The organism is Rhizobium deserti (assembly GCF_004358025.1).
GTDB lineage: Bacteria > Pseudomonadota > Alphaproteobacteria > Rhizobiales > Rhizobiaceae > Neorhizobium > Neorhizobium deserti.
In genome coordinates, this window is the sequence record NZ_SMTL01000006.1 from 208,060 (window position 1) to 232,294 (window position 24,235).

The following is a 24,235-nucleotide window of genomic DNA, read 5'->3' on the forward strand; positions in this document are numbered from 1 at the left end:
GCTCCCTCAAGTCTCCCGCATACCCGCACAGCCGAAAATTCGGCACGTCATACAGCGGCCTGCGAAAGCGGGAGCGATCTTATGCGTTTGCCGGTCGCGGAGAATATGGCATTGGCAAGCGCTCCCGCAGCGGCGGCCGTTCCGGCTTCGCCCACACCGCCCGGCTTCTCGCCGCTTTCCACCTGGTACACGTCGACCTTAGGTGACTCGTTTATGCGGAGGATGCGGTAGGTGTCGAAATTGCTCTGGTCCACCGCGCCGTTGGTAAAGGTCACCTCGTTGAACATCGCCGTCCCCAGACCGAAAAGCACTCCGCCTTCCATCTGCGCCCGCACTGTGTCCGGGTTGATCACTATGCCGCAATCGACCGCGATAACGGATCGGACGAGTTTGATCTGCCTTTTCGATGTAATCTCGATGTCGAGGATGTGCGCCAGATAGCTGCCAAACGCGAACTGCAAACTTATTCCTCGCCCTCTTCCTGGCGGCAGCATCTCGCCCCAGCCCGCCTTTTCGGCGGCGACATTGAGGACCCCAAGGCCGCGTGGGTTCTTGGTCAGCATGCGGCGGCGAAACTCGAGCGGATCCTGGCCGGTGGCGTGCGCCATCTCATCGACGAAGCTCTCGACCACAAATACATTATGGGTAGCTCCGACCCCGCGCCACCAGCTTGTCGTCACCCCGGCGGGCTCGTGGCGCACGTAGTCGGCGAGAACTGCCGCCTCGTCGTAGGGAGTTTCCGCGGCGCAGTCGACGGCGTCCGGATCTACGCCGTTGATGAAGGCCGCCGGAGCCCAGCGCGCGAAGACCGAAGACCCGGTCACGCGGTGAGTGCGCCCAACAAGGCGACCGCTATCGTCCAGACCTGCGGCGACGCGGTCATAGTAATAGGGACGGTAGAAGTCGTGGGTCATGTCCTGCTCGCGTGTCCAGACAACCTTGACCGGGTAGCGGATGTCCTTGAGCAGCCGGGCGGCGATCTCGATCGAGTCAACGTCGAGGCGGCGTCCAAAAGCTCCGCCCATCAGCTGGTTGTTGACCGTGACCTTTTCGGGAGGCACTCCGATAGCGTCCGCTACCGCCTTTTGCGCACGTACCGGAACCTGTGTACCGACCCAGAGTACCGCGTTGTCATCCCCGATATGCAGCGTGCAGTTCAGTGGCTCGAGCGGCGAATGGGAGAGAAACGGCGAATGGTAGATGGCATCGAGCTTGGTCTTTGCCTTATCGATGGCAGATCGGGCGTCGTTCTGGTCTCGAATGACAACACCCTGCTTCATCGACACTTCGTGCATGTCCATGACGATGGAGGCGTTCGTTACCGAGGAGTTCGGACCGTGATCCCACTCGACCCCGAGAGCGTCAACACCCTGCTTCGCGGCCCACATATGGTCGCCGATCACCGCGACCGCGTCGTCCATCCGGACGATATCGCGGACGCCGCGGACGGCCTTGGCCGCGGCTTCGTCCATCCTTGCGATCCTGCCGCCCTTCACGGGTGCCATCACCAAGGTGGCGTATCCCATTCCCGGCAGCCGGGTATCGATCCCATAGACCAGCGAGCCGTTGACCTTCGCGGGCGTGTCTATCCGTTTGGCCTTTGTCCCGATAAGTCGAAATTGCGACGGCTCCTTGAGCCTGATCTCCTTGGGCACCTGCCGTGAGGCGGCGTGGGGGGCGATGTCGATGTACGCGGCCGATTTTCCCGAGGCGTCATGATAGATAACCCCTTGTGCCACGCGACACTCGCCGGGTGGCACGCTCCACCCTTCGGCTGCCGCTTCGACGAGCATGATCCTCGCCGCGGCTCCGGCCTCGCGTAGCCGCATCCAGTCGGACCGCGTGGAAGTCGATCCGCCTGTCGCCTGGTCGTAGAGGATCGGATCCATGTACTTGGAGATGTCCGGCGGCGCGGCTTCGACCTTTACTTGGTCGAGGTCCAGTTCAAGCTCTTCCGCCATGAGCATCGCGCTGGAGGTGTAGATGCCCTGTCCTATCTCCGTGTGCGGCATGATAAGGGTTATCCCGTCGCCGTCGATCTTGACAAAGGCGTTGGGAACGAAGCTTTGCTGATCCCCTGCGGCGGCAACGGCACGGCGGACGGTGTCGGGTAGCTGTACCGCCAGGACGAGGCCGGCGGTCGCAAGAGCGGTACCCTTGAGGAAGTTTCTACGGGAGACGAGGTTCTCGATCACTGTGGTATCCTCACACTGCAATCGAATGGATAGCTTCGCGGATTCTCACATACGTGCCGCAGCGGCAGATGTTGCCCGCCATCGCGTCGTCGATGTCTGTGTCCGTCGGCCTTGGGTTCTCGCTTAGCAGCGCGGCCGCGGACATGATTTGTCCCGACTGACAGTATCCGCATTGCACGACTTCCTTCTCGAGCCAGGCCGCCTGCACCTTGGCACCGACCAGAGTGTCCCCGATCCCTTCGATCGTTGTGACGGGCTGGCCGTAAACGGAATCCATGGTCGTCTGACAGGCCCTGACCGGCACGCCGTCCAGATGGACGGTACACGCGCCGCACTGGGCGATGCCACATCCATATTTGGTTCCCGTCATCCCGAGCACGTCCCGTAGCACCCATAGGAGGGGCATGTCGTCCGATACCTCTACGTCGTGGACAATTCCGTTGATCGTTACCTGTTTCATACCTCGCCCTTCTCCGTCACCTGATATCGAACGCGGAACCAGTCGCCCGCAGCCTCTGAGCTGCTCCGCTATCGCCGCAAACGCGATCCGGCGGGCGAACCAGAAAATCCGCCGCGCAACGTACGCCGGACACTCGAAGCGTCATTGGGTATCTTACTGGTGGCGGGCGCTGGAAAATTGGACGATCCTGCACTGAAGCTTGCCTATCGGCGCGGGCGTGACAGAAGCCTCTGCACACAGTGGCAACCAGACCGCCTATCCGGCATCTTGCTCTCCGGCCGCCGCCCGTTCAGAGGCCTATGACGGACGTCTGGTCGAATCGGGTCGTTTCCCGGCGTATGCCGGCAGTCAGGTAATCCCACTGTGTCGATCGCGCTACCGAAGTGCTCTTGCGCCATGTAAGCGGAGTCGTGCCGACGAGGCGTTTGAATACCTTAGAGAGATGAGCCTGGTCACTCAGTCCGCAGGCGTGCGCGATCTGGCTCAACGGCTCGTCGGTGGAAGCGATCAGGTATTTCGCGGCTTCGATGCGCCTCGACAGAACGTAGTCATAGGGCGGCCGCCCGAAAGTCACGTTGAAGCCCTTCGAGAACCTGCTGACGCTCAGGCGGACCTGTTCGCTGAGGTCGCATACCCGCAGCTTGGAGTCCACGTTCGCGTCAACATAGCGGATGATCTTCTTGCGCTGCCATTCGCTAAGGCCAGCGGTCAACTTTTCTCTGGCTTCGACGGATGCGGCGATACGCTTGTCGGCAAGCCCCTGTCTTTCGACCAGACCGTCAATGGCGCGATAGTCTGCCTCCAGGCCCCAGGTCTTGGGGCCGTTTGCCTCGTCCTGGAGCGGGATGAAAGAGAGCGTCTTGTTCATCACGATGTCCTCGCTGTTTCGATGCAGTGAGGTTGCCGTGTTGAGGGACATAAAATCGAGTTATGAGATGTAAAAAGAAGTTATGCCGATTAATGCCCGCCTTAACAGTCGCCGCAACCGAATTTTACAATGTCGAGGTCGTGTGGCCGCGTAATTGCGGGAGGAGGTACCCTCAGATTCAGATAGATGGTGGGGTTCCGTTCGAGAATGCAAGCTTGATGAGGCGCTCGTGAACTTGGTGGGACAGAATTCGGATCGGACCTCGATATGCCGCGTGGCTCTTATTACTCAAGCCGATAGCGGTATAGGCATGGCCACCGTTCAGGCGCTCGCCGAAGGCGGCTCGGATCTCGCTCTTGCGCTCGAGGTCGAACCGGAAGCTCACATCCTCGAGTCACTGCGGTCATATGGAGGGCGTGTTGTCTGTTTCCCGACGAGCAGCCGACCGAACACTGTTGAGGCGACCCAACTCGTACGAGCGGTGATCGCTGCTTTTGGGCGTCTGGATGTGCTGGTCGCGAACAATGTCCGCCGGGTCGAAGGCCAGATAGATGACGACGACGTCGACGAGGACGCTCTCGAAGAGCAGTTGTCCATGAATATCAAAGGCGCTTTCGCTCTAATAAAGGCGGCGTCTAAAGTCATGAACGAAGGCGGACGCGTGATAGCATTGGGCTCAAGCATAGCCGACCGCGTCGGCACTCCGGGCTTGGCCGAATTCGCCGCGACGAGAGCGGCTATAGCCGCCTTTTGCAAGGGAGCCGCGCACGATCTTGGTCCTCGCGGCATAACGGTCAATGTCGTTCAGGTCGGAGCGTTGGCGAGCGATGTCGATGGGGGGCATTCCCAGGAAACGCTCGCGGCAGAGCGGGAGGCGAACGTGCTCAAGAGACTGGGACAGCCCTCGGAGGTTGCTCATGCGATCATGTTTCTGGCAGGTCCCGGAGCCATGTTCATCACGGGCAGTGTCCTGAACGTCGACGGCGGATACAACGCCTGACCGTTGTGCCCGGATCAGAAGCGGGTGCCTGCCGGGTAAGGGAGAGCTACCGCGGCAGATCCCGGCGCAACTGTGGGCCCGATCCCGGTAGAGCTCGTTTCCATTCAGAACCTACGGCTCTTCGGCTGCCTTCTCGCCTGGTGATCTATTGACCGTTCTTCGCTTCGAAACGTACGAAATGGATATCCACTCCAGGCGACTGCTTGACGGTGGCCAGCCGGTCCGCGTCGGCGCGAGGGCATTCGACCTGCTGCGCTATTTCGCGCTGAATGCCGGACGCATCCTGTCGAAAGCCGAGCTGCTGGAGGCGGTCTGGCCGAAAGCCACCGTCGACGAGGTAGCCATCCGCGTGCATCTCGTCGAACTTCGCAAGGTTCTTCGCACGAGACCCGGTGACCCATGGATCAGGGCGATTCCCGGTCGCGGGTACCTGTTTCTCAAATCAGTGGAACTGGGGAGACTGCTCTCTCCCAGTCATGTCGACCCCGGCCTTCCGCACGTTGCATCGGAACTATTCGGCAGGAGCGCTTTCATCGAATCGTCGATCGAAGTTCTGGATACCCACAGGTTGTTGAGCATCATCGGGACTGGAGGGATCGGCAAGACCTCGGTGGCGGTCGAAATCGGAAATCATCTTCGGGCGACCGGTCGTCCGGTCGTTTTCCTCGACCTGTCCACCCTTACGGCAGATAGCCAGCTCGTGTCCTATCTGGCCATGCGGGTGGATTTGATAGGCTTCGCCGACGATCCGATGCCGATGGTGTTGGCCGCTCTTGCTGAGCAGCCATACCTGCTCGTGTTCGACAATTGCGAGCACGTGATCGACAGCTGCGCGGAAGTGGTGGAGACGATATTATGTCGCACTGGCTCTACCACGGTGCTCACGACCAGCCGGGAGCCCCTGGGTGTTATGGACGAATACGTCAGCCGCCTTCCCTCGCTCACATTCCCCGACAAAGGCGTGGTTCCGGACGATGTATCGGAGTATTCGGCGCTTAGGCTATTCGCTGACAGAGTTGAGCTAGCCTCCGGGTACCTCGATTTCACGAAGCCGGACACGATGAGCGCCGCGGCCGATGTGGTACGCGCGTTGGACGGAATACCCCTGGCGATCGAATTGGCCGCATCCCGCGCCGTACATCTGGGCGTTTCGGATCTCCTCGCCTCTCTCGACCACCCCATCGCCACGCTAAGGAAAGGCAGGCGAACCGCGCCCGCAAGGCATCAGACGCTAGAAGCGATGCTCGACTGGAGCTACCGTTTGCTGAACTCGTATGAACAGACCGTCCTGGCGGCCGTCTCGCTATTCTCGGGTAGCTTCCAGATCCAGTCAGCCCGCCTGATCGCTGGCGACGCTCTTGCCTCCGAAGACTTTGAAGACGCGTTCAACGGGCTTGTCGCGAAATCGCTGATCTCCCTCAAGGCCGGACGTTTCAGACTTCTCGAAACCACCAGGGCTTACGTGAGGGTGCAGCTACAGAAATCGCCGGCCGAAGAAAGCAATTTCAGCAAGAACCACGCCCATAACGTCCTCCAGCGGCTCGTGGCATCGGAAATCGACTGGAAAGCGCTCTCCGTTCTGCACTGGTACGAAGTGCATGGAGATCTCATCGGAGATCTTCGGGGAGCTCTTAAATGGTGTATGCGTTCCCAGCACATGTTGCTCGGCGCGACACTGATGATCCAAGCTCACGCTGTGTGGCTACAGTTCGGCCTCTATAGAGAAGGTCTCGAGGCGGTGGAAGCCGCCCTTCTCCACGTCGAAACAAGCGCGATCGTCGACTCCGCGCTTGAAGCGCGTCTACGTGTCCTCCGCGGCGGCCTACTATTCCATGTGAGAACTCTCGAGACGGGCGAGGACATCATCCGAGAATTCAACACCGCTTCCGAGCTGGCCAATACGGTGCATGACGGTCGGACGGCCGTCCTTGCACGGAGCGGACTGTTTTCGATGCTGATGGTTCGGGGGCGATATACCGAGGCGGGTTCGACAGCACAAAAACGGATACCCGGAGACGACCAGGCGGCCGCCGCGGCCACTGAATGCCTAACGGCTTACGCGTCCCTGTATGCTGGCGATATTGACAAAACATGGACGATATCCAGCGCGTACACTCTTGCGAACCCCAAGAGGTCCACGAGGACGACAACAAGCGCGATCGGCCAAGACCACCGCGTCCTCTATTTCACGTTGATGGCGAAGTCGGCTTGGCTGAGGGGACACGCCGCGGTCGCCAGAGCCACGATCGAGGACGCAATCCGCGAAGCTGTCGAGATCGATCAGCCATCTTCTCTTGCCCTCTTACTCGCCGCTGGAGCCTATCCGATCTATTCGTCTCTCGGCTTCGTAGATGAAGCAAAGAGGCATCTTCAGTGGCTCCAGGAAATTTCGGAAAAGAGCTCGTTCGGCAGGCTGAAGATCTGGGCCGACCAGTTCGCGAGTCTCGCGCGGACGAGAAGCGGAGCCGCCGGGCGCACCGTCCTGTCCATTGAACCGTGGCTGCACTCGGAACGCTATATGCTGGAGCACATGGTCGTCGTAGGCGGTCAGTACCTGGAGGAAGGGCTCCTGGACTGGGTCCTCGAGGGTGAAGCGGGTTGGTGCCGCGCCAACGTCCTTCGTCTAAAAGCCGAGCGTATCGCAGCCGAGGAACCGTCGCGTGCGATGGACCTTCTCGACAGCGGCATCGAGTTCGCCCGCCAGCGCGGCCACCTGGTTTGGGAGCTCCGATGCGCGGCTTCCCTCGCACGCCTGAACCCGCGCGGAGTCGACGCGTTGAAGAGCGTGATCGCGAGGTATCCGGAAACCCCGTCCCGACCGGAGCGAGACCTGGTAGCGCGCTTCATCTGTTGAACTTCTGCGGTCTCGTGATCGGTTGGCGTGCCCGCCGGACATCGGCCAGTCTCTACCGTTGGCTCTCAAGGTCCATCGAATCTGATCACGACTTCACGAGCTGAAGTCCGGTAGACCGATAACCGTTGCAGGACGGCCTTTCAGATGTGATACCAGCAGTGTTCCTCCAATCCAGCGGGTTCTGCGGCGAATACGATGTCTTTTCTGAAATTCGGAAGCTTCGAGCTGGATCTGACCAACAAAAGGCTTTTAGAGTCCGGGAAATCATACCAGTTAGGCAGGAAAGCACTCGAAATACTTGCCGTTCTAGCTACCAGGGCAGGCGAAATCGTTTCGAAAGAAGATCTGCTGCAGGCCGCCTGGCCTACGACCACCGTCGAGGAGGGCTCGCTTAGGGTCCACATAGTCACCCTCCGAAAGGCCCTCGGTGAGAGCAGCGAGCACCGTTACATCGAAACCATCCCGGGGCGAGGCTACATCTTCGTTGCACCAGTCGAGGTCTCGGACGCGAGCGCTAGTCCTCGCAGCATTCCATCGGGCGCTCCAGAATCCAATCTCCCAAGGCTTCCCGGCCGACTGATCGGCCGCGAGAGTTTCGTGGAATCGTGCCTTTCAGCCTTAGGCTCAACCCGGATTCTGACCATTTCCGGCGCTGGGGGCATGGGAAAGACCGCAGTGGCCCTTGAGATCGCCGGGAGGATAAACGTTACACGTCAGGTCATCTTCATCGACCTCGCCTCGCTGACAGACCAGAGCCTGATCATGCCGACTCTGGCATCAGCGCTCGGCCTGATCGTCTTCACGGAGAACTATCGTCAGGCGGTCTTGAACGCGCTTCAGGAAAGTGACACTCTCCTTCTGTTCGACAACTGCGAACATCTCATCGAAACCGTCGCGGCCACGGTATACCAGATACTCATGGCCACAAAGGAAATCGCGGTGATCGCGACCAGCCGCGAGCCGCTACGCATCGCTGGCGAGCGGGTGAAGCAACTGCCTTCGTTGCCCGTACCGGAAACCGAGACGTCGCGCTCGAAAATCCTTACCTTTCCGTCGGTGGAGCTATTGGTCGAGTCAGTCAGGCTTGCCTCCGAAACCCTAACCTTCGAAGACGACGAAAGCGTTATGGCGGCCGCGGACATCGTGCGCAGGCTGGACGGCATCCCGCTGGCAATCGAGCTGGCGGCCTCGCGCGTTGGCGATCTCGGACTGGCAAGCGTACTCGACTCGCTCGATGATCCCCTGTCTATCCTGCGGAGGGGGCGGCGAACGGCCCCGCCTCGTCAACAGACCCTGAGAGCCACACTGGATTGGAGCTATGACAGTCTCACAGAGGACGAGAGGAAGCTATTTGCCCAGATGGCTGTGTTTCCCGGCACGTTTTCCGATCATGGCGCTGAGGCGATCGCCAGCGACTGGCTAACGGGCGAAGGCTTCGACAACGCCTTCGACGGCCTGGTGCTCAAATCTTTGATCGCCGTGTCCAACCACGACGGCAGGTATCGGCTTCTGGACACGACGAAAGGCTATGCAGCGGAGAAGCTTGCCGCGAGCGGGCTGCAACCTCAGTACCGGATGGCTCACGCGCTGTATTGTCGCGAGGAACTGCTGCGGGCCGAATACGACTGGCGCGTCCTCCCGACGCACGATTGGATGCGGCGGTACGGCGCGCTCATCAACGATTTGCGCGCTGCCGCCAGCTGGGCGTTTTCGCGGCAAGGAGATTTGGACCTGGCCGTAGAACTAATCGCCATATCCAACGTGCTGTGGACTCAGCTCGGCGCGATGCACGAGCAACTGGTCGCCGTCGAGAGGGCTCTGGACCTTTTGCCTTCCACAAACCATCTCGGTACCGACGTAGAGCTTCAGCTCAGGGTATCTCGGGGTAGCGGCCTTTATCATGTCCGAGGTTTCAAGAGCGATGACGAGGCGATAGCCGAATTCGAGCGCGCCGCCGTCATAGCCGAGCAACTGGGAAACCCCGGCCGCATCATGAGGGCGTACGGCGGCAAGGCGTCGGTGGCCAGTTCGAACGGCCGCTACACCGAAACGATCGCCATCGCGCGAGATCTGCAGAAGCGCTTTCCGGGCGCCGCGAGCTTCAGTCGGTTTCTCGAGCACAACTATCTATTCCACGGAGAATTCTCCGCGTCCCGGAAGCAAGCAGAGATATCTCTTCTGGAAGCGAGCCGCGCAGTCAGAACGACCCTCAACAACGGCACCGGGTACGATCAGGGGACGATCGCGAAGGCTGTGATCGCCATGATCGACTTTCTCGAGGGGAGGATCGACCAGAGCGCTGCGGCTGTCCGCGAATTGCTGGCGGATTCCGAGCAGCTCGGGCACTCCATATCGAGCTGCCTGATGCTTTGCCTCACCGCAGTTCCTATCGCATACCTATCTGGAAATACCGCCGAGGCGCGGAGCAGGCTGGACTCGGTCCGACAACTCACGGCAAGGGACATGCTTGTTCGCTGGCAGGAATGGGTTGACGGCTACGACATGATCGTGCCGGACAACACCCAGACCGACGAAGCCCAGACGGCGTTGCATGATGTCCTGCTCCAAGGCGTGGGCATGCGCCTGGAATACATGACCGTTCTGGCGGGATGCAGGGCTTCCGCCGCGGCTCTCGAACGGGCTCTATCCGGCGATGCCGGATGGTGCCGACCGGAACTTCTGAGGCTCAAGGCGGTGACTTTGATCAAAGGAGACCGCGAGAAGGCCATCGCACTTCTCCGAGAGGCTTTGGACTTGTCGCGCTCGATGGGGGCTGCGTTCTGGGAACTTAGATGCGCCGTATGTCTTGTTCGCCTCGCGCCACCTTCGCAAGCCGCCGCAGCCAGGGACGACCTCGTTTCGTCACTGGCCAAGTTCGAATGCACGAATCCGATCGCCGATATCGCAATTGCGCGCGGGCTTCTCGCATCGTGAGCTGCGGCCTTGGCCCATCACCAGGGACTCGTCTCCAGTCCGGTCCCGCTGCGGGTGCGGCTCGTCGGCGCGTAGGCTTCGAACGGCTTTGTTTCAATCTCGTCAGCGAGGATCGTCACCAGGCCCCTGCCCTCCGCTTTCAGCGCGTTCGACACGCTCGGCCGCTTACCCATCCGACGGAGGAAGCCCCGAATGTTCGGGAATCCAGATAGGTCTATGTTGAAGAGCAGCGCCCAACTCAAGATCGGGAAAAGGTATGCGTCAGCCGCGGTGAGATGATTGCCCGTCAAGAATGGCTTGCCCTGCAGCGCGTCCTCGACCACTCGGTATTTGCCGGATAGACGTTTTCGCACGAAGGACTTCGCTTCTTCGCCGAGTGGCCAGAAAAGCGGTGACGTCGCCTTGTGAAGCTCGGTTGCGATAAAGCTCTGCCATTCCATGACCTCGTAGCGCTGCCTGCTTCCGGCGGCGGGCATAAGGTCGACACGTCCAGCGGTATCGCAGACATACTGTGCGATGACGAGGTTCTCGGTAAGGATCGTTCCGTCTTCAAGTTCAAGTGCCGGGACCATGCCCCTTGGATTCATCTGACGGTAGTCTCCTCCAAAGGCGCGCACCTTCTCCGTGACGTTGACGACTTCAAGTTCGAACGGCAGCTCGGTTTCCCTCAGCAGAATATGTACGGAAAGGGAACTGGCACCGGGGTGAGCGAAGAGTTTCAAGGCGATCGACCTTATGTGAATGTGGAACACGACGGCGGCCTCGCCGCCGGCGTGGCTGGCACAGATACAATCACGCCGCCTTACGGGCGTTGACGATGCGCCGCTGGGTGAAGTCTTCCATTCCTTCGAGGCCGTTCTGCACGCCGTGGCCGGACTGCTTTGCCCCGCCGAACGCCACGTCATATGGAAGGGACATGTGCTGGTTCACCCAGATGGTTCCCGTTTCGATTTTGGAAGCGACAGATACGCCTCTTTCGAAGTCACCCGTCCAGATAATTCCGCCAAGGCCGAACTCGACGTTGTTGGCTGCTGCGATCGCGCTATCCACGCTGTCGTAGACCTGGATCGGCAGTACTGGGCCGAACTGTTCCTCCTTGACGAGACGGGCGTCGTTCGGCAGGTCACGCACGATCGTCGGCTTGATGAAGTAGCCGTCGCCCTCCATGCGTTCGCCGCCTGCGACGATTCTGCCGTTGCGGCGGGAGTCTTCGATTAAGCCCTGCAGCTTCTCGTACTGCATCTTGTTCTGGATCGGACCGATTGTTGTGCCCTGCTCCAGGCCGTCACCGACCTTGGCTTCCTTGGCGAGGGCGACCAGAGCGTCGGTAAGCGGTTCGACGAGGTTCTTCGGCGCATAGACGCGCTTGGTGGCAAAGCAGATCTGTCCGGCGTTCAGAGTTGCCGCGCGGAAGATCGCTGGAGCGACCCTGTCAATATCTACGTCGTCGAGCACGATCGCGGCATCGTTGCCGCCTAGTTCAAGCGTAAAGCGCTTGAGCGTGCTTACCGTGCTCTCCAGGACCTTCTTGCCTGTCGGCGTGGATCCCGTGAAGCTGACATGCGCAATGTCTTCGTGGCTTGTCAGTAGCGGTCCGAGATCATTGGTGTCCGCCAATGTCTGGAACACGCCGCGCGGGAAGATCACGGCAGCCAGTTCACCGAGAAGCAATGTCGTCAGGGGGGTAGTCGGCGCTGGTTTCGCGATAACCGGGTTTCCGGTCATCAGCGCGGCACCCACCTTGTAGACCAGGAGGGAAATCGGGAAGTTCCACGGGGTGATCGCGGCGACGACGCCCTGCGGATAACGCTGCTCGACGATGTATTCGTGTTCGTTGTCCCGGATCACCCTCGGCTTGATCTCCTGGGAGGCAAAGAAACGGAGGGCCGCGACGGAACCTCGGATTTCGGCTTCCGCCTGTGCAAGGGGCTTCCCCTGTTCGAGGGTGAGAAGACGGGAGAAGTCGGATGCGCGGGCTTCAAGGGCGGCCGCGAGCGCGTCGACGTGGCCGGAACGCTGCTCGTAGGTGAGCGCCACCCACGAGGGGAACGCCTTTTTCGCAGCGGCTATGGCTCTCGACGCGATCGCCGCGTCGGCCCGCGGAGCGGTTTCGAATTCCTGGGCGGTCGCCGGGTTGATGACACCGACGCTCCTTGCTCCGTCAATCAGTTCACCGTCCACGAGAAGTCTGTAGCTCATTGGTATGTCCTCTTGATAGCACCGCGTTCCGAGCTTCGTTCTATGATGCCCTTGCGGGCGGCAATCCGGAACCGCCGATTATCGACCGTTCCGGATTCGACCAGCAGACCTCAGACCGGGATTGGCTCTTTCACCATTGCCTCGTTGAACTGGAAGAAGAACTCGTGCTCCTTTGAGCCCGGGTTGTCGCGGAGCATCTGGATTGCGTCGACGTAGATGTCCTCGCGGTCGCTCGCGAGCTTCTCCATCGTCTCCTTCACGAACGCGTCGAGCGGCATGGCGCGAGGATCGCCGCTCTTCTTTACGAGGTCCGTATCGACCCACGGCGGAGCGATTTCATGAACCTTCACCGAAGTGTCGCGGAGAGCGAATCGCTGCGACATGGTGAAGGAGTGAAGAGCGGCCTTTGTCGCCGAATAGACGGCATTGTACGCGAGCGGCACGTAAGCGAGCACCGAAGTGTTGTTGACGATGACCGCCGAAGGCTGCTTCTTGAGATGCTCGATCAGGGCGGACGTCATCCGGATCGGGCCCAGGAAGTTTGTCGTGACGATGTTCTGCATCGTCTTTTCGTCGATCGCCTTGGCCGCGTCGTCGAACGGCATGATGCCCGCGTTGTTGAACAGCACGTTGAGCGCCGGGTAGTCCGCGATGATCCTGGCGGCGACCTGCTCGATGCTCGCCGGGTCGGTGATATCCATCTCGTAGGCGGCCATACCGGGGTTGGCGTTGATGGTTTCATCGAGGTTGGCCTTGCGCCGTCCCGAGATGATCACCTGGTTGCCGAGCTTGTGGAAGGCCTCGGCCAGACCGCGGCCGATACCGGAACCGCCGCCTGTGATGAAGATCGTGTTGCCGGACATTTTCATGACTATTCTCCTTGGGTTCGATTTTGGTTTGAGGTTTGTGGTCCGCGTCGACACCGCCGATGTTCAGTGGGCGGGCGACGTGTTGGGGGATGCCGCCTTGCGGCGAAACCGAGCAGCAATGCTACGCCGATCACTTCCGCGAGCGCCGCGGCGAGGCCGAGATCGGCGACCTGCCCATGCGCGACGACAAAAGATCCGATGGCGCTTCCGATTGCGAAGCCGCCGTACATGAAGCTGGCGTTGAGCGAGAGGACGATCGGGGCGTGTGCTTGCCCGCCTGTCTGCATCAGGTGCGAAATCTGTGCCGGGAAGAAACCCCACACAGCGACGCCCCACACCGTGACCGATATCACGATCGGTACTACGGCCTGCGAAGGCGTGAGGAAGAACGCGGTGAACGACAGAACCAGGAATGCCACGGCGAGGATCACCAGGCTGGTACCCCTGACGGTCTTAGCGCCGAATTTATCGCTGAGGGCGCCGCCGCTAAACACTCCGACGGCTGAGCCGACACCCCAGAGGCACACGATGAAGCTGATACCGTTCGGGCCGAAGTTCGCGACAGAGGTCAGGTAAGGGGCGATGTAGGTCCAGACCGTGTAGGCACCGACGGCCCAGAACAGCGTGACAGCCAGACCGATCAGGACAGGTGGCCGTTTCGCGACCGCGATCCTGGCTGAAAGGCTCGGCACCGGGAGTCCGGCTCCGGCCGATCGATCGAGGCCCACGATCAGGCCGACGACAGCGATCGCGGCGAGGATGCCGACGCCGAGAAACGTCACCCGCCACCCGAGCGCATTCCCTACGAGCGATCCGATGGGCAGTCCGAGCGCGATCGCGATCGTCATCCCGCCATTGACGATGGCAAGTGCCCTGCCGCGCTTTTCCGGTGCGATTAGAGCGCCGATCAGCGCGTTGGCGTTAGGGGTGTAAAGTCCTGCTGCGAGGGCAAGGAGCACGCGGGCTGCGAAGATGCCCCAGTAGCCGCCCGACTGCCAGGCGACGAGGTTGGCCAACGCGAAGAACGCCATCGTCGCGATCAAGAGGCGTCGCCTGTCCACGCTGCCGAACACCGTCGTCAGTATCGGCGAGCTGAACGCGAGAGTCAGCGTGAAGACGGTCACCAGTGTCCCGAGGGTGGCGATGGACAACTGCAGGTCGTCGGCCATGTTAGGCAAAAGCGGCACGATCATGAAGCCTTCGGTTCCGATCGCGAACGTCCCCAGCGCCATTACCCAGGCCGGCGCGAGTTTCTGGTTTTGGATGTCAGTCGCCATGGCAACGCGTCTCCGTTTCGTCTTGCGTTTAAATATGACCGGTCGTATTATTCTGTCAATCGGATTTATTTCTGCCGCTCGATGACCGCTGGCACTTGAATTCAGATGGCCTCATTCATATCCCGGGACCGAAGGAGAACCTCATGGCCTCACCGACCAGAGACAAGATTTTCGCCGCCGCCCAAGATCGTTTCCATGCAGTTGGATATACCGCATGTGGCGTTCAGCAGATCGTGGATGCCGCGGGCGTCCCCAAGGGCAGCTTCTATAATTACTTCAAGACCAAGGAGGGTCTCGCTCTTGAAGTATTGGAGATGTATGTCGCATCCTCGAAGCGGGAAATATTGTCTAATGCTGCCCTGTCTCCCCTCGCCCGGATCAGGGAGCATTTCGGGTTCTTCATTTCTAGATACGAGATGGACGGCTTCGGCAAAGGATGCCTGATAGGCAATCTGTCGGCGGAGAGCTCGGATGACGTTCCGCTCCTGCGGGAAGCGCTCAAGGATTCACTCTCGACGTGGGCGGATCTGCTGTCGAGCGTCATAGTCGAGGGTCAGGCTGTCGGCGAAATCAAGCTCGGTCTCGAACCGGGGGCGATGGCAAGGTTCCTTATCAACAGCTGGGAAGGCGCCGTTCTCCGAATGAAAATCACAAACGATCGGCGGCCGCTGGACGACTTCATGTCGATCGGCATGGGGCTACTTGATAGCAAGCAAGCCTGACCCCTTGTGCCAGGCTGTTCGGTTTGGCTCTCGGTAGCACGTCGCATCCTCCCGGATGTTCCAACACATCCGGGGCATGCCGCGGATGAGTAGTAGCGCCAGGTTCGCCGAGCTGCGTTTCGGTCACAGACCATTATCGTGGATGACCGGTCAAAACGATCTAGCTGAAAATCGAATTGTTGCAAAAAGAATTATGCGTTTGCCTTATGGGCAGGTGGCTCCCACTATCATGGGCATAAATCATGGAGCCAACGATGAAAGCCTCGTCCTCAGCGATCTTGGCAGCACCGACAACTTCGCCGTATACAACATCCCAAACCCTGTCTTGAGGCAGGGACAGGTGCCTGGCCGACAGTGGACTTGCCAAGCCACTGATAGATGAGCGCCGATTTCGCCTCTCGGAAGCGCCAGCGGCCTATAACCTGCTTCAATCGGGCTCAGCCAGAGGCAAGATAGTTATCGACGTCGCTTAGCGACATCTCCGGAGACGACAAATGTCCACGAACGCATCTCGCGAGGGCCTGCGTAACGCACCTCGATGCGATTTTCCAAGTACTACGCGTCGTTTGGCCGATCACCGAAAGCAGGCCTTGGTGCCTCTTTTGTGTCTCGTGGTGGCGATCGTACTCTGGGGTGCCAACTGGCCTGTGATGAAGGTGGGCCTGGCCCACGTCACGCCTGTCTGGTTTTCCGCGCTGCGATTCGGCACGGGCGGAGCTGTGCTTTTCGTGGCTCAGATATTTCGTGGAGGAATACGCCTGCCCAAACGCGGCGATCTGCCGTTCGTTGCCTCGATAGGCCTGTTGCAGATGGCGGCATTCACGATGCTGGGCGCTCTGGCCATGACCCACCTTGGGGCCGGAAGGTCGGCCATTCTAAGCTATACGACCCCGCTGTGGGTGACGCCCATTTCGATCATCGTATTCAGAGAGAATGTCGGAAGGTTGCGTATCGGTGGCATAATGCTGGCCGCCTTCGGCGTGGCGACACTTGTCAATCCGTCGGCGATCGACTGGGGTAATCCAGTCGTAGTCGCTTCCAACGGAGCCCTGCTGATCGCGTCGATCTGCTGGGCGCTGTGCATCATCCACCTGCGTTACTTCAAAGCGGTCTCATCGGCTTTCGATCTCGCTCCCTGGCAGATGCTGCTGGCTACGATCGTTCTGGTCCCGCTCGCTTGGATCATCGAAGGCGGTTTCTCGGCCGATGATACAATAACGTTCTACGCCTCAACGGTATTCGTCGGTCCCGTAGCGACTGCATTCTGCTTTGTCGCAGTCAACGCGGCCAGTTCATGGCTGCCGGCGACGACGATGTCGACTGCCATGCTGGGCGTCCCGGTCACGGGCGTTCTGCTGTCGCTCCTGCTGCTCGGCGAGCCGCTTACCGCCCCTCTTGCCGCAGGAACGTCGGCGATCGTGATCGGCATAATGTTGAACGCTATCCCCCGCAGGAAACCGAACAGGCAGACCTTTAGGAGACGAAAATGAGAGCGATCGGATACTACAAGAACAAGCCGGTGACCGAGCCGGATGCGCTTGTCGATATCGAAATACCCAAGCCGGAACCGGGACCCCATGATCTGCTGGTCAAGGTCGAGGCGATCTCGGTCAACCCCGCAGACGTCAAGCAACGTGCGAACTCCGCACCCGCCGACGGACAGGCCAGGATACTCGGATATGACGCCGTCGGAACGGTCGAGAAGGTCGGGTCCAATGTTCGGCTCTTCAAACCGGGGGACGAAGTTTTCTATGCGGGCGCGATCAATCGCCAGGGAGCCTATGCCGAATACCACGCGGTGGATGAGCGGGTGGTCGGCCTGAAGCCAAAGACCCTGTCGAGCGCGGAGGCGGCAGCCCTGCCCCTTACGTCCTTGACGGCCTGGGAACTCCTTTTCGAGAAGCTCGGCGTGCCATACGGCACGAAGTCGAGCCGGGAGGCGATCCTGATCATCAACGGCGCGGGTGGCGTGGGTTCTGTCCTCACCCAGATCGCGCGCCGGCTGACGGGTCTGACCGTCATCGCGACCGCCTCGCGGCCCGAGACGATCGACTGGGTCAAGCAGATGGGCGCCCACCATGTCGTGGATCACCGCAAGCCGCTCGACGAGGAACTGCGGCGGATCGGCATTCCCCACGTGAAGTACGTCGCCGGACTGACTGCCACGGACCGCCATCAAGACGCGATCTTGGAGATCCTCAAGCCGCGCGGCGCGCTGGCCATGATCGACGACCCAGAAATCTTCGACGTGGTGAAATTCAAGAGAAAGAGCCTCTCGGTTCACTGGGAGCTCATGTTCACCCCGACGCTCTTCCAGACGCCGGAAATGGACGAGCAGCATCGCATCCTCACCGGAATCTCGGCCCTGGTAGACAGCGGCGTGATCAGGTCGACGATGCGTGAAAACGCAGGAAAAATCACCGCAGCAAATCTCAAGACAGTTCACGCCCTGCTCGAAAGCGGACGGGGCATCGGCAAAAGCGTACTCAGCGGGTTCTAACCAACATTTGGAGAATGGACATGACAAACAAACTACTCGGAATCGGAACAGCACTCGGCATCGCGCTCGGCACCGGCGTCGCCTTCGCAGCGGACGAGCACCGCAAGATCGAAACCGTGGCCTCCTTCCCGGACGCCATGTTAACGGGGGTAACGGTCTCCGCAAGTGGCCGTATCTTTGTCAACTATCCGCGCTGGGGTGACGACGTGCCCTTCACGGTCGCAGAAGTCGTCAATGGGAAGGCGGTCGCCTATCCGGACGCCGCAATGAATAAGGCCGATCCCTCGAACCCCGGCAAATCGCTGATCAGCGTTCAAAGCGTCGTGGTAGACGCGAAGAACAGGCTCTGGATCCTGGATACCGCCGCTCCCGGCTTCAAACCGCCACTGGCCGGCGGCCCGAAAATGATCGCGGTCGATCTCGAGACCAACAAGATCGTCAAGACGATCGTGTTTCCGCAGGACGTGATCCTGCCGTCGACCTATGTCAACGATGTTCGCTTCGACCTCACTCAGGGAAGCGAGGGTATCGCCTACATCACCGACTCCTCGCTCACAGGTCCGGGAGGCATCATCGTCGTCGATCTGGCTTCTGGCGGGGCGACGCGGCGGCTCTCCGGCGACAAGACCACAGCGCCCGACCCGAAATTCACCGCCGAGATCGACGACCAGAAGCTTCTAAACCGCCCTAAGGGCGGCCAGACTTCCCCAGTGAAGATAGCAAGCGACGGAATCGCAATTTCGGCTGACGGCGCGACGCTCTATTTCTCGCCGCTGTCCAGCCGTCGTCTTTACTCTGTTCCGACGGCTTCGCTGCGTGACGCCGCACTTCCGGAAGACAAACTCGCCGCCCAGGTGGTCGACCTCGGCCTCAAAGGAGCGTCGGACGGCCTTGAGTCCGACGACAAGGGGCGCGTCTATGGCGGCGACTACGAGCATCACAGCATCAGGATGCTCGAAAACGGCAAGTGGTCGACGATCGCACAATCCAAGGAAATTCAATGGCCCGATACCCTTTCGGTCGCCACCGATGGGTATCTCTACTTCACTGCCAACCAGCTCAACCGGCAGGCCGGGTTTCATAATGGAAAAGACCTCCGCGTGAAGCCCTACAAGCTGTTCCGCATCAAGATCGACGGCGGGCCTGTCCTTCTCAAGTAGGGCCAGCGTTCTCACGCGGTCTCGGTAATCGGACCACGCCCCGTCGGAGCCTTTCCGGGCTTCGGCGGGGCGTGGTTACGCCTATTTTCAAGACGCCGCGTTGGTAGTTATGTTATGATCAACGTGATCGAGCTGAGGCCCCGCATGAAGTATCCGGACCTTGAAATAGACCTACTCCGAGCATTCGTCGCAGTCGCGGAGACGGGAAGTTTCACGCTGGCGGCTGATATCGTCGGCCGCTCCCAGTCGGCGGTGTCCCAGAAGGTCCTGCGGCTTGAGGAGCTTCTGCAGAAGAAGGTTTTCGAGCGTACGAGCAGATCGCTGACGCTGACCCGCGAGGGAGAGCGCCTTCTGGTCGCCGCGAGACGGATGCTCGAATTCAACGACACGCTCGTGCGCGAACTGACGGAGCCTCCGGCGAGCGGATCTTTGAGGCTGGGTGTTTCCGAGGACTTTGTTCCCGATCAGCTACCGCGTCTCCTGGCTCGGTTTGGACGTCTCTATCCTGGCGTTTATCTGGACTTGATGACAGGGCTGAGCGGAGATCTTCTCGCGGCATACGATGACGGCCAGCTCGATGCCGTGATCTGCAAGAAGGACGGTCACGGCAACAGGGGGCGAGTTATCTGGCGCGAACCCCTCGTCTGGATGGCGTCTGCCGATTTCAAGCTGGATTTCTCGAGGCCAGCCCGTTTGGTGATGCTTAGGGCTCCTTGCTCCTATCGCGACATCATGGTCTCCACTTTGGACAACGTACGTCGGGAGTGGGTCGCCGTCTGCACGGCCAGCAGCCTCATGGGCATCCAGGCCGCAGTGGCGGGCGGATTGGGAGTAACTGTCCTGGCTGGCTCACTCGTCCGGGAAGGCATGCAGATTTTAAGCGCGCCGGACCATTGGCCAGCTTTGCCCATGACAGAGATCGCGGTGCTCGGCGAGGACGGCGAGAGCGGTCATCTCGTGAAGGCGATTGTCTCTTTCCTGACCGAGCACCTTACAAAAGGCAGCGGGCCACTCATGGCGGCGTGATCGGCGGCCGTAAGCGCGGTTTTCTCTGCACGTTGACCAAGCGCGACAAGCTGTTTGGCAGCCGGAAGGTTAATACTACTGAAGAGCGCTTCGGGGAGCTTCCGCAGAGATCACTTTCGCGAACACCGCGCCTCTGCCGCTTTAGGTCGACAGTGATTTTCGACGATACGAATTGCTGGAGATTCCGTTCGCGGAATAAGCGCTTGGTTGGTGCTGACAAGAAAGCCGGCGGAGTTCTTCGACCGTATCGCTAATTGCGGTCATTGCTGCAAAAGTGTTGATGACTAGAAAGGGGCCGACACCGGACTGTCCGGTGGTGGGGATCGCTCGGCGGTAAGCTGCCTTTCGGAGCCCCGACCCCAATCGGTCCCTACCTGTTCAGGTAAAGGATGACCGCTCCGGCGCTGATTTCAGATTAACGGATCTTGGATAAGAAGATGCCGAAGCAGAAGCGGTGGGCCTCGCTTACACTGCGAGGGTCTACATTCAGGTATCTGCGCCCGGCTGCTGATAAAAGCGGAGAACTACCTCGAATCTGGCCTATTTTTGTAGTGTAGCAAACACATGACCATTTGACTCCATTTCCTTTTGGAGTCAGCCTCGGCTAATGCTGAGCAAGATTGTCATTAGGAATGTCGGGGTGCTTCGCGCGTTTGATACGCCCAACGCGCCGAAGCTCGACAAGCTCACGCTGTTCTACGGACGCAACGGCCGCGGCAAGTCGACATTGACGTCCGTATTGCGCGCGGCTCGGGACGGCGAGGCGTCGTCCGTCTTGGGCCGCCAGTCGCTCGGCAACGGCGGTGTGGCCCCGAAGGTCGTGCTCGTCTCGGCGGCGGGCACCATCACCTTCGACAACGGCGGCTGGAATACGAAGGGCGCCCCGGTCGAGGTGTTCGACACAGCCTTCATCACCGACAACGTCTACGCCGGAGAGTTGATCGAGCTCGCTCACGATCGCGGCCTGTTCTCGGTCATCGTCGGCGCCGACGGCGTCCGGCTGGCGAAGCACCTTGAGCGCTTCAATGTCATCGCGAAGACGTGCGCCACGGCCCTGAAGGACGCAGAAGCCGCCCTTGTCGACGACGTCCCCTCAGATATGAGCAAGGAGGAGTTCTTCGCACTCGGCCCCAACCCGGATTACGCGAAGCGGCTGGACGCAACCGAGCGCGCGCTCAAGGCGGTGCAGCAGGCGGGCAAGATCGCGTTGCTCAAGCCGCTCGAAGCTCTGACGATGCCGGAGTTGCCCGCAGGTCTTCCCGCAGTCCTTATCGGCACCGTCGCGGACATAGAGGCCTCCGCTCGGGGGCGCCTCCTCGAACATTTCAAGCGCTTCGGCTTCGACAAGAAGGGCGAAGCATGGATCAGCTACGGTGTCGAACACATCCACGATGATGCCTGTCCCCTTTGCGGAAGGGACGATGTCGACGCGGAGGGCATGGTCACGCTCTACGGGCAGATCTTCGGCGAGACCTACAAGGTCCACCTTGGTACAATCACGACCGCTTCGACCGAGTTGGAGGACAGCTTGGGCGAGGACGCCCGGACGGCGCTAGCGAACAAGATGGCGGCCAACGCCGAGGTGGCGGGGAAGTGGGCCGAGTACGTCGCGCTGGGCGAGGAGCTGCCGGACGCGTCGGCGCTCGGAGCCCACATTGCCGACGCCCACCGGGAGGCCAAGGCGCTGCTAGACCGCAAGCGCTCGTCGCCGCTCGACGTGCTTCAGGCAGTCGACGAAATCGCCGCCGCGGGCGAGTCGCTAGACTCCGCCCGAAAGCTCGTCGAAAAGTACAATGCTGTCGTCGAGGCGATCAATGAGGCCACGAATAAAGCGGTGGCCGCCGCGCCGACCACTGAGGCCGCCGCAATACTCGCTCGCGAGAACGTGAAGAAGCGAATGGCCCGACACGCTCCCGGCGTACAGAAGCGCGTCGACGCCTACCTCGCCGCCAAGCGCCGCGATCAGCGTGCTCGCAACATGCGGACACAGGTCCAGAATCGCCTCAAGAAGGCCAACGAGGATGCCGCTGCGCACTACCATCAGCGCGTGAACCACTATCTTGGGCGGTTCGGCGCCAGCTTCACCATCTCCAAGATCACGAACAGCATGCAGGGTAACGCCGGTCAAGCCGACTACGGACTGCTCATCAAGGGCGAGACCGTCCCGCGCGGCCGTGGCCGACAAGCCGACGCGATCCCGACATTCAGGAACACGCTCTCGGCGGGCGACAAGACGACGCTCGCGCTTGCCTTCTTCCTCGCCAAGCTCGACAGCGACACGACGCTCAACTGCAAAACGCTGGTCGTCGACGACCCCCTGAGCAGTCACGACAGCCACAGACGCCGGGAGACGGTGAACGCGATCAAAGATCTGTGCAGCCGGTGTCTTCAGGTGATCGTGCTGTCCCACGACGAGTTCCTGCTGCGTGAGGTCGAGCGGCGCTGCGTGGGCGTCCCTTGTGCCGCGTTCCAGATCGACTTCGACGGCGGCGACGAGTGGTCCTCCGCCACGGCTGTCGACTTAGACAAGCTGTGCCGCGCGGGACACGCGAAGATGGTCGAGGAGCTCGTGGCCTATGTCGATCACCGGCAGGGCGACGCCGACGAGGTCGTGCTGAAGGTTCGTCAGGCGCTGGAGACCCACTACCGCCGGTCGTTCGCGGCCTACTTTGCCCACGACAGGAACCTGGGTCAGATCGTTCGCGATATCTCTGATGAGGGCGCATCGCACCCATGCCACCGCGATCTGGGTCGACTCGACAATTGCAACGACGCGACGTGCGACAAGCATCACGGCGATGATGCCATTGTGGTGTTGAAGCGGGGTGTAGATCCCGATGAACTCCGCGTGATCGCGGCTGACGCGCTTGAGCTGATAGGCGCGCGCAAACCGGCACCAGCCCCAGCGGCTGCCGTTCGGCCTTCCCCGGCGGTGCCCCCATACGCAAGCCTTGAGGCGAGCTGAAGTTCACCAGCGTTGTCCCTGAGAGTTACCCGTTCGGAGAAGCCTAAGCCGCTGCCTTCGGGAGGCGCACCCTGAATGGCCGCTTTTGTGATCGGATAAGCGGGCGCCGAACGAGCGAAATGGAGGCGCAAAGGCGACGCGACTTCCGCCTTCGGCCCAAAGCTAACTTCCAGCCACTAAGAGCGAGCTATGGCTTTGAGGTAGTCACCTGACCTGTTCACATGCGCTTCAACAGTGACTGTTTCTCCTGGGGTGAACTCCCACTCTTCATATTCCGGAACCTCCTGGGCCAGGATGACGAAGCACCCATTGCCCAGTGCTTCGGCCTTGACCGGCCGCCATACAGGAATTGGCTCATCAAGAAGGCGAACGTGGATAGTGACTACTTCGACTTGGTTAGATGATCCCATGACAGCCACTCCTTCTTCTAATGACGCAAGTTACGTAGTCATCTAAGGTATCGCAACGGCTGCGTCGCCGTGATGACGCCTGTCGGCCCTTTGCGGTCATTGACGCTGCATTGGGCGTTCATTCATAAGCTCTTGTAACTTGTCAGAAGGATGAGAACCGTGTCCGACTTCCTAGAGTTTGCGATCAACAAGAGCCCGATCCGGCTGACGCTCGATGACATCGCTCGATGGGCAGGAGAGTTCAGCCACTGGGACTTCTACAACAGCGCGGCCCTGGAAATTGCCAAGGGGTACCACCGAGGAGAGCTAAGCTACACCTTCTGTGACGGCGTGATAAATGATCTATGGTCTGGAGTGCAGAAAGGTTTTGGACCTGACAAGAACGAGATGCCGGAGCCATTCTTCGAAGTGTATGAGGCTTTTGATGCGGGCGAATATTATCGCAAACCTGACAAGAGTGATGATCCTGTCGCTGAGTTTACCGACCCTGCCATTGCGGAGCTGGCCACCCGCTTTACCCTTTAAGGCTTCGGAACGATGGCTGCTGTCGGCCCATTCCTGCCAAGGCAACAGTTTGCCTAACCAGCCAGGTTGCTCACTGGACTCATGCCATCGCTCCCGGAGAGAGGTCAGGTTCGTTAGAGCCTAACCTCTGTTTCCGGTGGATGATCAGGCTCCGAAGCCGCCGTCGATTGTGTGCATCGCGCCGGTGACGAAGCTGGCCTCGGGTCCAGCCAGCCAGGAAACCATTCCCGCGACGTCCTCAGGACGACCGTGGCGCTTGATGGCCATTACA

The 24,235-nt window shown here is 60.3% G+C and carries 20 protein-coding genes; 11 read left to right on the forward strand and 9 right to left on the reverse strand.

What is annotated here, in order from left to right; all coding sequences use genetic code 11:
* Positions 1–47: 47 nt before the first annotated feature.
* From E2F50_RS19615 to E2F50_RS19625, 3 genes are all read right to left on the reverse strand, one after another.
* On the reverse strand, positions 48–2,195 hold the full coding sequence (locus E2F50_RS19615; RefSeq protein WP_133317871.1) for a molybdopterin cofactor-binding domain-containing protein: 2,148 nt from the start codon (positions 2,193–2,195) through the stop codon (positions 48–50).
* 10 nt (positions 2,196–2,205) lie between these two features.
* Positions 2,206–2,655, reverse strand: coding sequence for a (2Fe-2S)-binding protein (locus E2F50_RS19620; protein WP_133317872.1), 450 nt, complete (start codon positions 2,653–2,655; stop codon positions 2,206–2,208).
* A gap of 289 nt (positions 2,656–2,944) precedes the next feature.
* Positions 2,945–3,523: a helix-turn-helix domain-containing protein gene (locus tag E2F50_RS19625; RefSeq protein WP_133317873.1), complete on the reverse strand. Its 579-nt coding sequence runs from the start codon at positions 3,521–3,523 to the stop codon at positions 2,945–2,947.
* A gap of 274 nt (positions 3,524–3,797) precedes the next feature.
* Between E2F50_RS19625 and E2F50_RS19630 the strand changes: the two genes are divergently transcribed.
* The 3 genes from E2F50_RS19630 (at position 3,798) to E2F50_RS19640 (ending at position 10,311) form a co-directional block, all read left to right on the forward strand.
* The gene (locus tag E2F50_RS19630; RefSeq protein WP_245515495.1) at positions 3,798–4,523 is read left to right on the forward strand and encodes an SDR family NAD(P)-dependent oxidoreductase; all 726 of its coding nucleotides are present in this window, start codon (positions 3,798–3,800) and stop codon (positions 4,521–4,523) included.
* A gap of 178 nt (positions 4,524–4,701) precedes the next feature.
* Positions 4,702–7,377, forward strand: coding sequence for an ATP-binding protein (locus E2F50_RS19635; RefSeq protein WP_133317874.1), 2,676 nt, complete (start codon positions 4,702–4,704; stop codon positions 7,375–7,377).
* Between the two features lie 195 nt (positions 7,378–7,572).
* Positions 7,573–10,311 (forward strand): ATP-binding protein, encoded by a 2,739-nt coding sequence (locus E2F50_RS19640; protein ID WP_133317875.1) that lies wholly within the window; start codon positions 7,573–7,575, stop codon positions 10,309–10,311.
* A gap of 17 nt (positions 10,312–10,328) precedes the next feature.
* Here E2F50_RS19640 and gstA read toward each other — a convergent pair whose 3' ends face one another.
* From gstA to E2F50_RS19660, 4 genes are all read right to left on the reverse strand, one after another.
* A complete protein-coding gene (gstA, locus tag E2F50_RS19645) occupies positions 10,329–11,033 on the reverse strand; it encodes a glutathione transferase GstA (RefSeq protein WP_133317876.1) in 705 nt (234 codons plus the stop codon).
* Between the two features lie 70 nt (positions 11,034–11,103).
* The gene (locus E2F50_RS19650; protein WP_133317877.1) at positions 11,104–12,510 is read right to left on the reverse strand and encodes an aldehyde dehydrogenase family protein; all 1,407 of its coding nucleotides are present in this window, start codon (positions 12,508–12,510) and stop codon (positions 11,104–11,106) included.
* Positions 12,511–12,620: 110 nt separating this feature from the next.
* Positions 12,621–13,379 carry an SDR family oxidoreductase gene (locus tag E2F50_RS19655; RefSeq protein WP_133317878.1) on the reverse strand — a complete coding sequence of 253 codons (759 nt, stop codon included), beginning with the start codon at positions 13,377–13,379 and terminating at the stop codon, positions 12,621–12,623.
* A gap of 2 nt (positions 13,380–13,381) precedes the next feature.
* A complete protein-coding gene (locus tag E2F50_RS19660; RefSeq protein ID WP_133317879.1) occupies positions 13,382–14,656 on the reverse strand; it encodes an MFS transporter in 1,275 nt (424 codons plus the stop codon).
* A 143-nt stretch (positions 14,657–14,799) separates the two neighbouring features.
* Between E2F50_RS19660 and E2F50_RS19665 the strand changes: the two genes are divergently transcribed.
* The 7 genes from E2F50_RS19665 to E2F50_RS19695 all read left to right on the forward strand — a co-directional run bounded on the left by E2F50_RS19665 (position 14,800) and on the right by E2F50_RS19695 (position 23,029).
* Positions 14,800–15,378 (forward strand): TetR/AcrR family transcriptional regulator, encoded by a 579-nt coding sequence (locus tag E2F50_RS19665; RefSeq protein ID WP_133317880.1) that lies wholly within the window; start codon positions 14,800–14,802, stop codon positions 15,376–15,378.
* Positions 15,379–15,722: 344 nt separating this feature from the next.
* Positions 15,723–15,851 carry a zinc-binding dehydrogenase gene (locus tag E2F50_RS19670; RefSeq protein WP_133317905.1) on the forward strand — a complete coding sequence of 43 codons (129 nt, stop codon included), beginning with the start codon at positions 15,723–15,725 and terminating at the stop codon, positions 15,849–15,851.
* Positions 15,852–15,971: 120 nt separating this feature from the next.
* Complete coding sequence (locus tag E2F50_RS19675) at positions 15,972–16,868, forward strand: DMT family transporter (RefSeq protein ID WP_245515496.1); 897 nt, start codon at positions 15,972–15,974, stop codon at positions 16,866–16,868.
* Positions 16,865–17,878, forward strand: coding sequence for a zinc-binding alcohol dehydrogenase family protein (locus tag E2F50_RS19680; RefSeq protein WP_133317882.1), 1,014 nt, complete (start codon positions 16,865–16,867; stop codon positions 17,876–17,878). The genes E2F50_RS19675 and E2F50_RS19680 overlap by 4 nt, the downstream gene beginning before the upstream one ends.
* Before the next feature lie 20 nt (positions 17,879–17,898).
* Positions 17,899–19,038, forward strand: coding sequence for a major royal jelly family protein (locus E2F50_RS19685; protein ID WP_245515497.1), 1,140 nt, complete (start codon positions 17,899–17,901; stop codon positions 19,036–19,038).
* A 144-nt stretch (positions 19,039–19,182) separates the two neighbouring features.
* On the forward strand, positions 19,183–20,064 hold the full coding sequence (locus E2F50_RS19690) for a LysR substrate-binding domain-containing protein (RefSeq protein WP_133317884.1): 882 nt from the start codon (positions 19,183–19,185) through the stop codon (positions 20,062–20,064).
* A 607-nt stretch (positions 20,065–20,671) separates the two neighbouring features.
* Complete coding sequence (locus tag E2F50_RS19695; RefSeq protein ID WP_133317885.1) at positions 20,672–23,029, forward strand: AAA family ATPase; 2,358 nt, start codon at positions 20,672–20,674, stop codon at positions 23,027–23,029.
* 176 nt (positions 23,030–23,205) lie between these two features.
* On the opposite strand, the gene E2F50_RS19700 is transcribed toward E2F50_RS19695, so the two are convergent.
* Positions 23,206–23,439, reverse strand: coding sequence for a hypothetical protein (locus tag E2F50_RS19700; protein WP_133317886.1), 234 nt, complete (start codon positions 23,437–23,439; stop codon positions 23,206–23,208).
* A gap of 159 nt (positions 23,440–23,598) precedes the next feature.
* Here E2F50_RS19700 and E2F50_RS19705 point away from each other — a divergent pair, with 159 nt between their 5' ends.
* The gene (locus E2F50_RS19705; RefSeq protein ID WP_133317887.1) at positions 23,599–23,964 is read left to right on the forward strand and encodes a hypothetical protein; all 366 of its coding nucleotides are present in this window, start codon (positions 23,599–23,601) and stop codon (positions 23,962–23,964) included.
* A gap of 144 nt (positions 23,965–24,108) precedes the next feature.
* Here E2F50_RS19705 and E2F50_RS19710 read toward each other — a convergent pair.
* The coding region (locus E2F50_RS19710) for an SDR family oxidoreductase (RefSeq protein WP_133317888.1) at positions 24,109–24,235 on the reverse strand (127 nt) is incomplete at its 5' end.